Annotated in this window: 14 protein-coding genes and 1 pseudogene; 11 read left to right on the forward strand and 4 right to left on the reverse strand. The window is 38.7% G+C overall.

Features of this window, described 5'->3' with window-relative positions; translation table 11 throughout:
- The first annotated feature begins 7 nt into the window (after positions 1–7).
- From GQR45_RS09950 to GQR45_RS09970, 5 genes are all read left to right on the forward strand, one after another.
- A complete protein-coding gene (locus GQR45_RS09950; protein WP_165725796.1) occupies positions 8–2,026 on the forward strand; it encodes an acetyl/propionyl/methylcrotonyl-CoA carboxylase subunit alpha in 2,019 nt (672 codons plus the stop codon).
- On the forward strand, positions 2,026–2,922 hold the full coding sequence (locus tag GQR45_RS09955; protein WP_165725797.1) for a hydroxymethylglutaryl-CoA lyase: 897 nt from the start codon (positions 2,026–2,028) through the stop codon (positions 2,920–2,922). The genes GQR45_RS09950 and GQR45_RS09955 overlap by 1 nt, the downstream gene beginning before the upstream one ends.
- 63 nt (positions 2,923–2,985) lie before the next feature.
- Entirely contained in the window at positions 2,986–3,684 is a 699-nt protein-coding gene (locus GQR45_RS09960; RefSeq protein ID WP_007580250.1) for a CoA transferase subunit A, read from the forward strand.
- 14 nt (positions 3,685–3,698) lie between these two features.
- Positions 3,699–4,355 carry a CoA transferase subunit B gene (locus tag GQR45_RS09965; protein WP_077537942.1) on the forward strand — a complete coding sequence of 219 codons (657 nt, stop codon included), beginning with the start codon at positions 3,699–3,701 and terminating at the stop codon, positions 4,353–4,355.
- A gap of 334 nt (positions 4,356–4,689) precedes the next feature.
- Positions 4,690–5,571 (forward strand): LysR family transcriptional regulator, encoded by an 882-nt coding sequence (locus GQR45_RS09970; RefSeq protein ID WP_165725798.1) that lies wholly within the window; start codon positions 4,690–4,692, stop codon positions 5,569–5,571.
- An 878-nt stretch (positions 5,572–6,449) separates the two neighbouring features.
- On the opposite strand, the gene GQR45_RS09975 is transcribed toward GQR45_RS09970, so the two are convergent.
- The gene (locus GQR45_RS09975; protein WP_024590164.1) at positions 6,450–7,226 is read right to left on the reverse strand and encodes an amino acid ABC transporter substrate-binding protein; all 777 of its coding nucleotides are present in this window, start codon (positions 7,224–7,226) and stop codon (positions 6,450–6,452) included.
- Between the two features lie 134 nt (positions 7,227–7,360).
- Positions 7,361–8,650: a peptide-methionine (S)-S-oxide reductase MsrA gene (gene msrA, locus GQR45_RS09980; protein ID WP_007583093.1), complete on the reverse strand. Its 1,290-nt coding sequence runs from the start codon at positions 8,648–8,650 to the stop codon at positions 7,361–7,363.
- A gap of 256 nt (positions 8,651–8,906) precedes the next feature.
- Between msrA and pxpB the strand changes: the two genes are divergently transcribed.
- The 6 genes and pseudogenes from pxpB (at position 8,907) to GQR45_RS10010 (ending at position 13,968) form a co-directional block, all read left to right on the forward strand.
- Entirely contained in the window at positions 8,907–9,572 is a 666-nt protein-coding gene (gene pxpB / locus GQR45_RS09985; protein ID WP_165725799.1) for a 5-oxoprolinase subunit PxpB, read from the forward strand.
- Positions 9,565–10,491, forward strand: coding sequence for a biotin-dependent carboxyltransferase family protein (locus GQR45_RS09990; protein WP_165725800.1), 927 nt, complete (start codon positions 9,565–9,567; stop codon positions 10,489–10,491). The genes pxpB and GQR45_RS09990 overlap by 8 nt, the downstream gene beginning before the upstream one ends.
- A pseudogene (locus tag GQR45_RS21560) lies at positions 10,492–10,621 on the forward strand (DUF979 family protein); the annotation flags it as partial.
- Positions 10,614–11,282, forward strand: a complete 669-nt coding sequence (pcp, locus tag GQR45_RS10000) for a pyroglutamyl-peptidase I (protein ID WP_121954417.1) — start codon at positions 10,614–10,616, stop codon at positions 11,280–11,282. The pseudogene GQR45_RS21560 and the gene pcp, both read left to right, overlap by 8 nt.
- Before the next feature lie 153 nt (positions 11,283–11,435).
- Entirely contained in the window at positions 11,436–13,109 is a 1,674-nt protein-coding gene (gene asnB, locus GQR45_RS10005) for an asparagine synthase B (RefSeq protein WP_007583083.1), read from the forward strand.
- A complete protein-coding gene (locus GQR45_RS10010) occupies positions 13,093–13,968 on the forward strand; it encodes a PhzF family phenazine biosynthesis protein (RefSeq protein WP_165725801.1) in 876 nt (291 codons plus the stop codon). Before asnB ends, GQR45_RS10010 begins: the two co-directional genes overlap by 17 nt.
- A gap of 18 nt (positions 13,969–13,986) precedes the next feature.
- Here the strand turns inward: GQR45_RS10010 and egtD are convergent, their stop codons facing one another.
- Both egtD and egtB read right to left on the reverse strand, forming a co-directional pair.
- A complete protein-coding gene (gene egtD, locus GQR45_RS10015) occupies positions 13,987–14,961 on the reverse strand; it encodes an L-histidine N(alpha)-methyltransferase (RefSeq protein WP_165725802.1) in 975 nt (324 codons plus the stop codon).
- Positions 14,958–16,229, reverse strand: coding sequence for an ergothioneine biosynthesis protein EgtB (egtB, locus tag GQR45_RS10020; RefSeq protein WP_165725803.1), 1,272 nt, complete (start codon positions 16,227–16,229; stop codon positions 14,958–14,960). The genes egtD and egtB overlap by 4 nt, the downstream gene beginning before the upstream one ends.
- Positions 16,230–16,712 lie beyond the last annotated feature (483 nt).

Below are 16,712 nucleotides of genomic sequence, written 5' to 3' on the forward strand. Positions count from 1 at the left end.
ATTAATTATGAACACACAACGATTACAAAAAATACTGATTGCCAATCGTGGAGAAATTGCGTGTCGAGTGATGCGCAGCGCAAAACAAATGGGCTTAACCACGGTCGCGGTTTATTCTGATGCAGACAAACATGCCCAGCACGTAAAAATGGCTGACGAGGCTTACCATATTGGTGCCGCACCAAGTAAAGATTCGTATTTGGTGGCAGACAAAATTTTACAAGTTGCCAAAGACTGCGGCGCTGATTGTATTCACCCAGGCTATGGTTTTTTATCTGAGAACAGCGAATTTGCTAAAGCCTGCGAAGCTAATAACATTGCTTTTATAGGACCACCAGCAAGTAGCATTGAAGCAATGGGGTCTAAAACCCGCGCTAAAGAAATAATGGCAGCTGCTAATGTGCCATTAGTACCTGGTTATTATGGTGATAAACAAGACCCTGTTTTTTTACAAAGTGAAGCTGAAAAAATTGGCTACCCTGTACTAATTAAAGCCGCCTTTGGTGGCGGTGGTAAAGGCATGCGCGTTGTACAAAAAGCAAAAGACTTTATGAGCGCATTACAAGGTGCGCAACGTGAAGCCATTGCCGGTTTTGGTAACGATTTAGTATTGCTTGAGCGTTACGTAAACCAGCCTCGCCATGTTGAAGTGCAAGTATTTGCAGATAACCATGGCAACTGTGTTTATTTAGGCGATCGTGATTGTTCTTTGCAACGCCGTCATCAAAAAGTAATTGAAGAAGCCCCTGCTCCGGGTTTATCTGACGAGCTACGCAAAGAAATGGGCGAAGCAGCTGTACGTTGTGCACTGGCTATAAATTATAGAGGCGCAGGTACGGTTGAGTTTTTACTGTGTGGCGATGAATTTTTCTTTATGGAAATGAATACGCGCCTTCAAGTAGAGCACCCTGTGACCGAAATGGTTACCGGTGTAGATTTAGTCAATTGGCAAATTAATATTGCGGGTGGGCAAACACTGCCACTGACACAAAGCGATATTCAATTGCAGGGTCATAGCTTTGAAGCGCGTATATACGCAGAAGATCCAGCTAACGACTTTATCCCGTGCTCAGGCACTATTGAAGCACTACATACACCCCTTAACAGCGAATTTGTACGCATTGATACAGGCATTGCACAAGGCGACGAAATTAGCCCGTTTTACGATCCGATGATTGCAAAACTTATTGTGCACGACGACAATCGCGAACAAGCACTGAGCCGTTTACAACACGCCCTTGAGCAATTTCATTTAGCGGGTTTTAGCACTAACATTGGCTTTTTACATAACTTAGCAAGCCACCCTACGTTTAAACAAGGTGCGCCAAGTACACACTTTATTGCAGAGCAAGGCGACTCGTTAGTTGCGGTTGATAAATCGTTATTACAAGCAAGCCAACTTATTGGTGCTTTTGCCTATTTAGAATCGTTAACTAACACCCAAAATGCGCCAAACAGTGCAAGCCCTTGGCAACAACTAAGCGGTTTCACACTCAATGCTCCGCAAGCAATTAAAATCCCTTTTACTGATTTACAGCTAAGCGCTATAAAAACCACAGCGGGCTATAGTATTACGCATAACGAGCATGTATTTAACCTACAAGGCACATTAAATAGTGGTCTTTGCAGTGTATTTATTAACGGCGAAAAACATACCGCGCACGTAACTACGGTAAGTAATAATACTGTTGGCAATAATACCGTGAGCAATATTGTCACTGTGATGAATAAAGCACTGCAAACTAAGCTTGAACTAGTTGATAAACATTATATTAGTTCGCACGAAAGCGAAGCTCTGCCACTTGCCGCGCCACTTAATGGCACGGTAGTTAAGCACTTAATCGACATTGGTAGCACAATTACCAAAGGTGATGCGGTTGTTATTATTGAAGCCATGAAAATGGAATACACGCTTAACGCACCGCATGACGGCATTTTAAAAAGCTACTGTTTTGGTGAAGGCGAATTAGTAACGCATGGTGCTCTGCTTGCTATAGTAGAAGATACAACAGAGGAAGGTGCATAATGAGTGCCTTTCCAAGTAAAGTACGTATTGTTGAAGTTGGCGCGCGAGACGGCCTACAAAACGAAAAAACAGTAAGCACAGCCGATAAAGTAGCACTTATTAACGCCCTAAGTGCTGCAGGTTTAAAAGATATTGAAGCAGGCGCGTTTGTCTCCCCTAAATGGGTGCCGCAAATGGCAGACTCAGCGGATGTAATATTAGCCCTTAATTTACCCGATGTAAATTTAAGCGCCCTTACACCTAACTTAAAAGGTGCACATGCAGCGCACGCTGCCGGCATTAAAGAGTTTGCTATATTTACCGCTGCAAGTGAGTCGTTTTGTCAAAAAAACATAAACTGCTCAATAGATGAGAGTATTGAACGCTTTAGCGAAGTAATGGCGTTTGCTAAAGCGAATAATATCCGCGTACGTGGTTATGTAAGCTGTGTGCTAGGTTGCCCTTATGAGGGTGAAATTAACCCGCAAGCAGTACTTAATGTATCGCAAAAGCTAATAGATTTAGGATGTTACGAAGTAAGCCTTGGCGATACCATTGGTGTTGGCACCGCTAAAAAAGTAACGCAATTAATCGAGTTACTTTTAACGCACATTGATAAAGCCAAGTTGGCCGTGCATTTTCATGATACTTACGGTCAAGCGCTTACAAATATTTACGCAGCCTTAAGCCTAGGTATAGCAACGGTTGACGCGGCAGTTGCAGGCCTTGGTGGCTGTCCTTATGCTAAGGGTGCGTCAGGAAATGTTGCCACCGAAGATGTAGTTTACTTGCTGCAAGGGCTTGGCATTGAACACGGAATTGATTTACAAAGGTTAAGTGACGCTGGCTGGGAGATAACCAAAGCACTTGGTAAGCAACCTGTGAGCAAAGTATCTGTGGCACTACACACTAAATAGCTATCTTATAAAATGATGATTCAAGATAGTTAACAATAAATAGCACACAATGAGGAGAGACTCATGGCCGGTTTTGATAAGGTAGTTTATAGCTACGAAGCTGCAATGGAAGGATTAAAAGACGGCGATACCATTATTGCCGGTGGTTTTGGTTTATGTGGTATTCCTGAGGGCTTAATTAAACAAATTAAGCACATGCAAACAAAAAACTTAACTGTAGTATCTAATAACTGTGGTGTTGATGACTTTGGTTTAGGTATTTTATTACAAGACAAACAAATTAAAAAAGTAATTGCCTCGTACGTTGGCGAAAACGCCCTATTCGAGCAGCAGTTATTGAGTGGCGAAATTGATGTAGAGCTTACACCTCAAGGTACACTTGCTGAAAAAATGCGTGCTGGTGGCGCGGGTATACCTGCGTTTTACACCGCTACCGGTTACGGTACTCCTGTGGCTGAAGGCAAAGACGTAAAAGAATTTAATGGTCGCCCGTATATTTTAGAAGAGTCTATAACAGGTGAATTTGCCATAGTAAAAGCATGGAAAGCCGATCGTTACGGTAATTTAGTGTTTAGACACACCGCCATGAACTTTAATCCAATGGCAGCAACGGCTGGCAAAATTACCGTTGCCGAAGTAGAAGAAATTGTAGAGCCGGGTGAGCTTGAACCAAGCCAAATTCATACACCGGGTATTTTTGTAAATCGCGTTATTAAAGGCAACTTTGAAAAACGCATTGAACGTGTAACAACACGAGATTAAGCAGGAGCATAATTATGGCATTATCACGTGAACAAGTTGCAATGCGCGTTGCACAAGAACTTCAAGACGGTTACTACGTAAATTTGGGCATAGGAATTCCGACACTCGTCGCAAACTATGTACCGGATGATATTGAAGTTATGTTACAGTCCGAAAATGGCCTTTTAGGCATGGGTCCGTACCCTACTAAAGCAGAGCTAGATGCCGATATGATTAACGCGGGTAAAGAAACCGTGACAGCAGCTAAAGGTGCAGCCATATTTAATAGTGCAGATAGTTTTGCCATGATACGGGGTGGTCATGTAGACTTAACTGTTCTGGGTGCATTTGAAGTTGACCAGAACGGCAACATCGCATCGTGGATGATCCCTAAAAAGCTGATTAAAGGCATGGGTGGCGCGATGGATTTAGTCGCTGGCGCGAAAAATATTATTGTTACTATGACCCATGCAAGTAAGCATGGTGACTCTAAACTATTAGAGTCCTGCTCTTTACCGCTTACTGGCGTTAATTGCGTAAAAAAAATAGTAACAGATTTAGCCGTATTAGAAGTTAAAGACGGCGCATTTCATTTATTAGAACGCGCTCCGGGCGTTACTGTTGATGAAATCATTAGTAAAACAGCAGGTAAATTACTTGTTGACGGTGAAGTACCAGAAATGGTTTTTTAGGTTTTAGCTTAAAAATAACGCTTTCCCCTGTACCGACCTCATTCCCAGTGCCAATGGCGCTGAGTTACCCAAAATCCCTCTCACGAGGGATTTTTTTTATCTTTTGCCATTATTTTTACCGTCATTCATACATCTGTAGTAAATTTTATCTATAATACAAATATAAATTAAATGTAAGCGCTTAGATTCTTTGCACTATTTTGTAGATAGTCTGCACCTTTTTTGTGAACTAGCGTTAAATTTATTTTTAACCTACTGATATTTATATATTAAATAGTTGGTTCAAATTTTGCCTAAGTAAGGCGTCTCAATAAATTAAATAATTCTGGAAAACATGCAAACTCCTATTCGTGGCCTTCGCTCTTTTTGCTTTGCCGCAAGAAGCCTAAGTTTTAAGCATGCAGCTAATGAGCTGTACTTAACGCCGTCTGCGGTAAGCCATCAAATAAAACAACTTGAAGAACAACTTGGTATTGAACTTTTTCAACGTAAAACGCGTTCAATTAGCTTAACCACAGCGGGTAAAAACTTTTTTGATGCAGTGTCTCCTATCATCACAATGTTAGAGGGCACCATTAACGAGTTTAGTCAGATGCAGCAAAATACAAATTTGACAATTACGTTGCCTGAGTTTTTTGCCAGCGAGCTACTCATGCCTAAATTAAGTGAGTGGACGTCAGAGCACCCTAATATAAACCTGCAAATGGACACGCTTAAAACACGCAAAGAGTTAACGCGTCATAGCGATTTATCTATTGTATTGTCCTCTGGTAAACCTACAGAAGGATTAGCAACAGAGTTGTTTAACCTTGAATATATTCCTGCATGTAATAAAAAATTGCTCGATCAATGGAAAGACGATCATCGTCAAGCGCTTAACCAAGTTCCGCTGATCCTCCACAAAGCTCGCCCTTGGGCATGGCACCAGTGGGCCGAAAAATCGGGTATTGATGACTTTTCTCCTTCGCAGATTATTCAAATAGATAGCATGTTTGGTGTAGCGCGTGCAGCGCAGCAAGGCATGGGCATTGCGCTTATTCCACTGCCTATTAGTCAAAGCTGGTTAGATGAGCAATGGCTTTATAAATTATTCGAGCAGCCTTTAACAACTAAAGATAAATACTATTTAGTACAGCACGAATCAAGCACGCCTAATCACCCGCTTGATTTATTTGCGAAGTGGGTTGTAAATACGTTTAGAAAAATCCAAGAATAATCCCCTATTAGACGAGCTCATTAATAGAACCCACTCTGTGTTTTATTACTGAACTCGTCTAAACCTCTCTGCAATTTTTAATAATATTTTTTATTTAAATACATAAGCTTAACGCCGAGCATTAGACTAAAGTCTATAGTTTAATTTTTTTCACTCATTGGTTTCATTTTTATCGTTTGTCGAAAATAAAGTTAAATATTAAAGTTACTTCATCAGCTCAAAACAACTTAGTTAATTTGTTTTTTAAGAGCAATAAATGCAACCTTTTGAGTTTTAGTAACTCAAACTTAGCAGTGAAAAGAATCTTATATTGTGTGTGTAAGATGTTGTCAGTGTGAAAAAGCGGTTCAAGTTAGGTGGTGACTTGGCTTGAACTGTTTTTATTCTTGGCTCAACCACATGATATGCATTACAAAGCTACTAAAGCGTAGCAAACCGAATCTTTATATTGTGTGTGAAGATGTTGTCAGTGTGAAAAGCGGTTCAAGTTAGGTGATGACTTGGCTTGAACTGTTTTTATTCTTGACTCAACCACATGATATGCATTACAAAGCTACTAAAGCGTAGCAAACAGAATCTTTATATTGTGTGTGAAGATGTTGTCAGTGTGAAAAGCGGTTCAAGTTAGGTGGTGACTTGGCTTGAACTGTTTTTATTCTTGGCTCAAACCACATGATATGCATTACAAGGCTACGTAAGCGTAGTAAACAGAATCTTTATATTGTGTGTGAAGATGTTGTCAGTGTGAAAAGCGGTTCAAGTTAGGTGGTGACTTGGCTTGGACTGTTTTTATTATTAAGCACATACATAATATAGTTATATACAGGTTAATACCTTTTAAAAAGCCCCGTAAGTTATAACTTACGGGGCTTTTTTAGTTAATTTTTTATTTGATACTCTTTTTTTAATTTACTTATTTGCACTTTATGTGAAAGCAAAAATGTATCAAATTGCTTAACTACCTCAGGGTAGTCAATCGACGATAATAAAAAGGCTTGTAAATCTGTCGGCAATTCGTTTTGAAAATAAACGGGTCGGGTTAATTTGAAATATTTAACAATATTATAGTTTAATACATCGTTAGATATATAAATACACTCCACTCGCTCTTTCAAAAGCATCTCTATTAATTCCATTACATTAGCGGTTTCAATTAGCTCAACGTTTTCGTTATTCATTAAAGGTTTAAAGCTTTGAGACGTAAACCCTCTCACCGTTGCAAAACTAACGCATTCATCAATAGTGATATTTTTATTTAAACTCGCAATACCCGTTTTAGTCACAACGGTTGGCTGCGAATAAATAATTTCATTTAAATCACCAAAGGAAGCTTTATAACTTGGTTTCCATTGAGGGTTATCTGGATATTTAAAATCAACATGATGGTGATCAATAAATTCTTTATAAAGACGATTAATTGGCAGCGTGTAAAACTCAAATTCAAAATCGTGCTGCTGTGCAAATAAAGTGAGCAACTCTTCACTGAAGCCATAATAGTCAGCACCATTTGTTCCACTACCATCAAAGTAAGGTAGATACTCTATATTCTCTACGCCGACGACATAGTGGGTTGCCGACTTAGCATCTGTAATAAAAATTAATAAAGCTAAAGGCAAATACATTAACTGCGTCGTTATTTTTATAAATTGATTCATTTACAACCTAAGTAATATTATTGATGTGTAGCTCAACGCTTTAATTTTAACAAATTTGCAAAGAATATGATAAATCTATTTTATTTTATGCAAAAAAAAGCCTGATTAAAATCAGGCTTTACAAAGTAAAAGGTTTAGCTTTTATCTCTTGGTACAAAATCGAGTACTGTTGCGTTTATACAGTAGCGGTCTGTGCCTCTAGGGCCTTCTCCTGGGAATAAATGACCAAGATGAATACCTGTACTTTTAGAACGTAGCTCAATACGTGTTATTCCCCAGCTGCTATCGTCATGCTGCGTTACACTACTTTTTACTGGGTGCTTAAACGACAACCAACCAGTACCGGAGTTAAACCTATCGCTTGTATCAAATAGCGGCTCTCCACTTAATTTATCAACAAAAGTACCATCAGGTGTATTTTTAAACTCTTTGTACTCTTTACAATAAGGTCTATCTGTTCGTGCATCGAATGCAACTTTATAAGCATCACTGTTACCTAATTTAAAAGCGCCTAATGCTTTATAAAACTCTTCAGGTGTTGCATAGCCTTGACGGCCATATACCTCAACGCCATTTTCTAGAAACAAAATAGTCGGCGTTGCCCACGTGGCTGACTTAATAGTTAAATCATTAAGTTGGTCAGCATGACGAAATGTCATAGGTATTGTGCCTTTGTAATCATTTGCGACTGCTTTTTTAAATTTTTCACAGTACGGGCAGTAATCACGAGAATCAAGTACCACTATTTGCTTACCTGCAAGTAGAGCACTGTTGTCTGCTTTTTCTACGGGTGTTTTATTAAAAACTACGCCTGTAGAATGATCGGGGCAATAGCCATTAGGGTTCTTTTCTAGATAATTTTGGTGATATTCTTCTGCCGATACAAAACCTGTAAGCGGTTTAATAACCGTTTCGATTTTGCCGTAGCTCGCATCAGTTAAAAGCTGCTGATATTGCGATTTAACTTGCTCAGCTACTTTAGCTTGTGCATCAGTAGTCGTTAATACAATTGAACGATATTGCGTACCGATGTCGTTACCTTGGCGATTTTTTTGCGTAGGATCGTGACTTTCAAAATAGTTTTTTAAGAGATCTTCTGCTGAAATTATATTACTGTTATACATAACTTGCACAACTTCAGCATAATTGTTCTCGTCAAAACGACGAGACTGATCAGTAATATTTCTGTACGTTGCTTTAAACCCATTACCGTCAGCATAACCCGACTCAGCATCAATAACGCCATTAAGCGCTTCGTAGCGTTTTTCTGCTCCCCAAAAACAACCAGACCCCAGTACAATGGTTTCTACATGCATGGTGGCTTCTACATTACTGTGTTCTACCTTTTCCATAGATAAAGCAAAGCTGCCTGCGCTAAATATAATAGCAGCGCCTGATAAATATAATAAATGCTGGTGTTTCATAAAGTACCTCATAAACAAGTGCGTGCTAATTAAGACCTCCTTATCTTAATTTTCATTTCAACCTAATTACTTATTTAGTACGAAATGTATTAAGTTTTAGTCCTCAATAAGTTAAATACGATTAATTGAATATAAAAACACTCTTAAAGTAAGCTGGGTAAATAAACACTAAACATAACAACTTAGTCGCAATGGTGTAAATAAATTAATAAAACTGTGTTACGTTTAAATTATGTTGTACAAATAGGTTTATTTAATGAAGCCAGCTCCCCATATTTATGCATTAACAAACAGTAGTTTACTACTTGATGCATCGCATTTAGACGCTACAGATAGACTCTCTATTCAAAAGAAAATTTGGGCTTTAGCTAGCCACTGTAAAAGCACTGATGAATTTACCGATTTGGTGCCAGCCATGAACTCGCTCACTCTCTATTTAAAATCAGATAAACACTTAAATAAGTGGTTACAAGTGCTACCTTCGCTGTGGAATGATATTAAAACGAGTACTTTTAAGGGGCAGCATCACTTAATCGAAACCATATACAAGGGGGAGGATATTAATTACGTGGCTCGTTATCACAATTTAAGCGCTGATGAGGTTATTAATATTCATAGTAAAACCAAATACCACGTTTTATTTTTAGGCTTTCAGCCCGGTTTTGCTTACCTACATGGCTTAGATGAGCAATTACATACGCCAAGGCGTGATGAGCCACGCATTAAAGTTCCTAAAGGCTCTGTTGCGATAGGTGCTGAACAAACCGGGATTTACCCCGCAGATACCCCTGGTGGTTGGCACATAATAGGTCATACAGATACTGCTTTGTTTGATTCGACCTCTGAGCAACCTTGTTTAATTCAACCAGGCGATACGCTTGAATTTGTTCCGCTAGTTAATAAAGGAGCAACTCATGATTAAAGTACTTAAAAGTGGTGTATTACTTACAATTCAAGATTTTGGCCGTAGTGGCTACCGTCATTTAGGTGTAAGCAAAGCGGGTAGCTTAGACCCCTTTGCACAAATAATTGCTAATAGATTACTTAACAATAACGACAATGATGCCGTTTTAGAAATAACCGTTGGTTTGTGCGAGCTGGAATTCACCTGCGACACAGTAATTGCGCTTCATGGTGCAGATTTGCAAGCAACCCTTGATGGACAAGCAATTTACCCTGGTTGGACATACACAGTAAAAAACAAACAAGTACTGAGCTTTGCTACTGGTAGAGCCGGCTTAAGAGCTTATTTAGCAGTGAAAGACGGTATACAAAATACTGAAGTTATGGGCTCTAAATCTACAGATTTAAACGCATGTTTTGGTGGTATTGAAGGTAGAGCTCTCGCCACTGGTGATGAAATACCTATTACTCCTTATTATGGAGAGTTTATAAAAGTAGGCGCAATTGCTCCCGCCCAGCGCAAGCTTATACGACTGCACCCAAGTCCTCATGCTAATTTATTAGGCGAGCCTTTACTTAACAACTTTGTATCTACCCCATTTAAAGTTAGTAGTAACAGCAACCGAATGGGCGTAAGGCTTGAGCATAAAAATAATTTGGCACATTCGCACTCTTTGCCATCACTAGGGGTGAGTCCTGGGAGTATTCAACTGCCACCGAATGGTGAACCTATAGTGCTACTTAACGATGGTCAAACAACCGGGGGTTACCCTCTTTTAGGGACTGTAATTGAAGCCGACTTACATCAATTTGCACAATTTAAACCCTTAGATACTGTTGAATTTAAATATGTAACGTTTGAAGAAGCAGCAAAGGCGAAGCAGAAACTTGACGGGCACCTACATCAATTGAGCCTTGCACTTAAAAATAACCTATAAAATATTCTAGAATCAACACGCCCTAGATTTTAAAAATAGGTACCATGTAATAAAGGTTCAAATTCCGACGGCCGTTATCTTACTCGCCGTTAATATTATTTTAATGTATAGCTTGGTGTTTAATGACTAAATCAACTTCTACTATGCCGTGTGTATTAATAACTGGCTTTGCTCCTTTTGGTGGCGAAGCTATCAATCCTTCTTGGCAAGCAGTGCAAAAACTTGATGAAACTATCATCATGAAACACAAAATATGCACACTAGAACTTGCCTGTGAATTTAATACGTCTATCAGTCAGCTTATAAACGCCATTGAGTCACACAATCCGGCGGTTGTTTTATGTATAGGCCAAGCTGGTGGGCGCAGCGAAATATCAATTGAGCGTATTGCAATAAACGTTGACGATGCACGCATTAAAGACAATGCAGGTAAGCAGCCTATCGATACACCAATAGAAAAAAATGGCCCTGATGCCTATTTCACAAACTTACCAATAAAGCGCATGTTACAAGCATTGCACAACAGCAATATACCTGCTGCCATTTCCAATACAGCAGGTACGTATGTGTGTAATCACGTTATGTATGGTCTTATGCATTACATAAATGATCACTGCGCTGTAATGAAAGGTGGCTTTGTGCATATTCCTTATTTACCAAGCCAAGCTGTGCACCACAATGGCGCACCAAGCATGAGCGAAGAAACCGTTATTAATGCCCTGAGAGTTATGATTGCACAAGCTTTAAACAATAATAGCGACGTAATAATAGCAGCAGGAACTACGCATTAACCACTTTGGTGCAATTACATCTAGCTTGGTGCATAAATTATTCTTAATTAATTGTAAAAGCTATGTGACTTGAGTAATTTTTTCTGATAAAACAAGGTTTCGCAGCACAGCAAATTGGCTCTGCTGCACACATAATAGGAATGAGGAGTTACTATGTGTTCAATTTTTGGGGTATTAGATATTAAATCTGATCCCACTCAATTGCGTACCCAAGCAATTGAAATGTCAAAGCTGCTTAGACACCGTGGCCCAGATTGGTCTGGTGTATATGCATCTGAAAAAGCTATTTTAGTGCATGAGCGTTTAGCTATTGTTGGTGTATCAAGCGGTGCACAGCCTTTATACAATCCTGAAAAAACAAATATTTTAGCGGTTAACGGCGAGATTTATAATCATAAAGAGCTTGCAGCAGAGCTAGATGTTGATTTTACTTTTCAAACTCAATCAGACTGTGAAGTTATTTTAGCGCTGTATAAACAAAAAGGACCTGACTTTTTAGATGACCTAAATGGCATTTTTGCATTTTGTTTATACGACGAAGAAAATGACGCCTACTTAATTGGCCGTGACCATATTGGTATTATCCCGCTTTACACCGGTCACGACGAGCACGGTAACTTTTACGTTGCTTCTGAGCTAAAAGCACTTTCTCCAATTTGTAAGCATATTGAAGAATTTCCACCAGGGCATTACCTGTACAGCAAAGATGGCAAAATGACGCCTTATTACAAACGTGATTGGGAAACATTTGATGCAGTTAAAGATAACAGCGCAGAAGCGCAAGACGTTAAAGATGCATTAGAAGCGGCCGTTAAACGTCAATTAATGTGTGACGTGCCTTACGGTGTATTACTTTCTGGTGGTTTAGACTCATCGGTTATCTCTGCTATTACCCAGCGCTTTGCTGCAAAACGTATTGAAGATAACGACGAAAGCGATGCATGGTGGCCTAAGCTGCATTCTTTTTCAGTAGGTCTTGAAGGCTCACCTGATTTAGCGGCTGCACAAAAAGTAGCTGACATGATTGGTACTATTCACCACCCTATCATTTTTACCATTCAAGAAGGTATTGATGCATTACGTGAAGTGATTTACCACATAGAAACCTACGACGTAACAACAATTCGTGCCTCTACACCTATGTACCTAATGGCTCGCCAAATTAAAGCGATGGGCATTAAAATGGTGTTATCTGGCGAAGGTGCTGATGAGCTATTTGGTGGTTACTTATACTTCCATAAAGCCCCTAACGCACAAGAGTTTCATGAAGAGCTAAACCGTAAAGTATCAAAACTGCATATGTTTGACTGTTTACGTGCTAATAAATCAATGGCGGCATGGGGCGTAGAAGCACGTGTACCGTTTCTTGATAAAGAATTTGTTGATGTTGCTATGCGTATCAACCCTGAAGCTAAAATGTGTAAAGATGGAAAAATTGAAAAACACATTTTACGTGAAGGCTTTGAAGGTTACTTACCTGATGAAGTGCTATGGCGTCAAAAAGAGCAATTTTCAGACGGTGTAGGCTACAGCTGGATTGATACCTTAAAAGAGTTTGTAAATGAGCAAGTGAGCGATCAAGAGCTTGAAAATGCGAAATTTAAATACCCTATTAATACGCCAGATTCAAAAGAAGCTTACTACTACCGTACTATTTTTGAATCGCATTTCCCTGGTGATGCATCAGCTAAATGTGTACCGCATGGTAAATCGGTAGCGTGTTCGACTCCTGAAGCACTTGCATGGGACGCATCGTTCCAAAACAATGCTGATCCATCAGGTCGTGCTGCGGGCGTTCATAACGACGCATATGCAAGCAAAGGTTAATACTCTTTGTTTAGCGAAGCGTAAGCCTAAATGGCTTACGCTTCGCTTTATAGAGCTCACTTCCACCGAATCTGTTTTTTATAGCCCTGCACATAACTTAAAAGGCTCAAGTGCTTTAATTGTTATTTATAAAAATGGGTTAACATCAAAAACAATGCAATATATTGCATCACAATCAACTTACCCTGCTGCCGTATTTTTAAATCAAAATGAGATAGCTAAACGCCATTGCAATATTCGCTGGTTTAACCAAACAAGCGAAATTAAACGCTGCGGACATGGCACTTTAGCGGCCGCTAATTTTTTAATAGGTTATTTGGGTTATTGCCCTGAAGTATTTACTTCAATGAGTAATGAGCGCTTTACTATAAGAGTAAAAAAACAACGCGCTCAGCTGTTACTAAAAAGCATAGAGCCTAAAAAAAGCGAGTTAGCTGAAGGTGAGTTAAAAAGTGTGTTTTCATCAGCAATAAAAGCAGCCTACAGTACCGGCGACAAAAACGGTTATACGGTTGTATTATTTAATGAAGAATTTAATAAAAAACCCGATAAAGAAGTTGAAAAAGACGATTTAAAAAGCTTACACGTTGATTTTAACGCGTTGAATAAACTCCATAAGAATGCTGTTATAGCGCTCAGTATAAAAAATATAGACAAAAAAAATACCATAGCGCATTTTAGATACTTTGCACCCCAGTTTGGTGTAAATGAAGACAGTGCTACAGGCTCTGCGGTATCTGTTATTGCCCCCCTGCTATTTAGACTGTACGGTTTAAATAAAGCCAAGCTTATACAACAATCAAATAATGGCGCATTGCTAAACTATGAGTTTAACAATGCTAAAGTTGTCATTTACTAAACATAACTTAAGTAATGCTTAAAGCGGTCTTAATAAACACAGGGCAAAATAGTTACTATCGTCTTGCCATGTTTGCTCTAACTTTAAATTAGCTTGCGCTGCAAGCTGCTTAAACGACTCGAGCGTGTACTTGTGAGAGTTTTCTGTATGGATACTTTCGCCTTCTATAAAGTCTATTTGCTGATCATTTATAATCACGCTTTGAGTACGATTACTTACTAAATGCATTTCGATACGGCTATGTTGCTCGTTAAAGCGTGACTCGTGGCTAAAATTATCTATATTAAATGTGCCGTTTAGCTCGTTATTAATACGTTGTAGTAAGTTTTTATTAAATGCGGCGGTAACTCCCGCTTTATCGTTATATGCATCAAGTAACACTTGGCGCTCTTTTACTAAATCAACCCCAATTAATACATAACCATTTACACCGCATAAGCGATGGAAATTATTCATAATTTCTATGGCTTTAACTGGGGCAAAATTACCAAGAGTAGAGCCCGGAAAGTACACCAAATTAGTTTGACTGTCTAAAGCGGTGTCTTTGGTTAGCTGTTTGACCATTTGGCTATGTGTAAAGTCTCCTAATAATGGCGAAATTGCCAAATCTGGAAATAACGGTGACAAATGTGCAAGTGAATAACTGAGCATCTCCTCAGATATTTCAAACGGTACAAAGGTTTTAACGTTTGCCATATGCGCTAATAAATAGGCTACCTTTTTACCCGAGCCACAGCCGGGCTCTATAATAGAGAGATTTTTAGGTAGCATTTGAGCAATCGACTTTGAGTGTTGCTCTAATATAGAAAGCTCAGTACGTGTAACATAATACTCTTGTAAGGTTGTTATTTGCTCAAATAATGCAGCACCTTTATCATCATAAAAATATTTACACGGAAGCGTTTTTTGTTGTTGAGTTAATCCGCTTATCACGTCGTTTAGAAATTCAGTGTCGGTTATGTTGCTTTGCTTAATCGCTGTTACTTGGCTCATACTATATCCTTAGCTAGTCTTATCCCGCTGCACATCCACGCTTGATGCGGGTAATAAAAATTACGGTATGTTTGTCGTAAATGGTTTTGAGGGGTAAACACACACCCACCACGTAACACCATTTGGTTATTCATAAACTTACCATTGTATTCCCCTGCTATTCCTTCAATAGGCTTAAAACCGGGGTATGGTAAATATGCACTGTTCGTCCATTGCCAACACGAATCAGTTAACTGATTTATTTCAGTATCACTCTTTGCTTGCTGAGGTGTTAGGTAGTGATTATTAATCTCTGTTGAAGGTGTATTTTTAGCTGCATATTCCCATTCGAACTCTGTAGGCAAGCGAGCCTTTACAAAATTAGCGTAGGCACTGGCCTCAAAATAACTAACATGACAGATCGGGGCATTTAAATTGAGAGGCTCTAATCCATAGTGTGTAAACTCAAACCACTCGTTATCTATACAATGCCAATATAATGGTTGCGTTAGAGCGTTGTTTTGTATATTTGCCCAACCGTCGCTTAACCAATACTGTGGATTGCTGTACGCGCCTGCTTTTATAAAGTCTAAATATTCCCCATTAGTGACCAACCTATTGGCGAAGCTAAATGGATGAATTAATACTTGGTGTTTAGGGCGCTCGTTATCGTATGCAAATTCATCGTCGGCATTTGTACCTATATTAATAATGCCTTGCTCAAAGTTTATAAAATTAAGGGGCTTAATATCTGCTGATTTGTTTTGGCTGTTTAAAGGCGATGTTTTATATTGCGGAAATAATGGATTTACTGAAAAGTTATATTTGATGTCCATCAGCATTAGTTCTTGATGCTGTTGCTCGTGGTGTAACCCAAGTTCAATAATATCTTTAATTTGTGGGCTAACTTCAGTTTTAAGTAATTCAACCACACAGCTATCTACATGCTCTCTATAAGCTAAAACTTCATCTAAACTAGGCCTAGATAAACTACCTCGGTGTGCGCGCTTAAATTGCTCTCCAATCCCATTGTAGTAAGAATTAAAAAGCATTCTATAGTGAGAGTTAAACACAGTGTACTGCTTGCAATAAACACTAAGTAAAAACGTTTCAAAAAACCACGTCGTGTGCGCTAAATGCCATTTACTTGGGCTGGCATCTGCCATAGCTTGTAATTGGCAATCTTCTACAGTGAGTGGTTCAATAATAGCCAGGCTTTCGCCTCTAACGCTGTAAAAGCGTTTAACAAGTTCGTTTTGATTGGTATTGTTTAAAGCGCATTCACGCATAATAGTATTAATCCTTTGCCTATCTATTTATAAAATATAGCTTAGTGTTGTGTTAAATCATATTCATATTACAACTTGATTAAAGATGCTTATCAGCTTATAAATTTATACTAGCCCTGAAGGGAAATTTGCTCTTTACTGCTCAGCTTTTAATTATTCTCACGTGTATGTAAGCATGTAGAATAACGCAGATTTGAAACAGCACCGTTAGGTTACAAACTTAGGATCGATTAAATCGCTCCTAAATAGAACAAATTTCAATCCTAAAAGGTCAACAAGCCCTAGTATTTAAGCATTAATTAAGTTGCTTAAAAGTGATCTTTTTTTACTTAGCCAAGTAAATTAATACTTTTAATAGCAAACTAAATTTTAACGTTCACTGAATTTACAATTTTAGGGCTTTTTAAATAAAAGAATCATGAATTTGGCTATATAAACAGCGTTTTAAATGCAAATTCATTTACATTTAATATTTAACTCATA

It is taken from the genome of Pseudoalteromonas sp. SA25, from assembly GCF_011378705.1.
In the GTDB taxonomy this organism is placed as follows: domain Bacteria; phylum Pseudomonadota; class Gammaproteobacteria; order Enterobacterales; family Alteromonadaceae; genus Pseudoalteromonas; species Pseudoalteromonas arctica.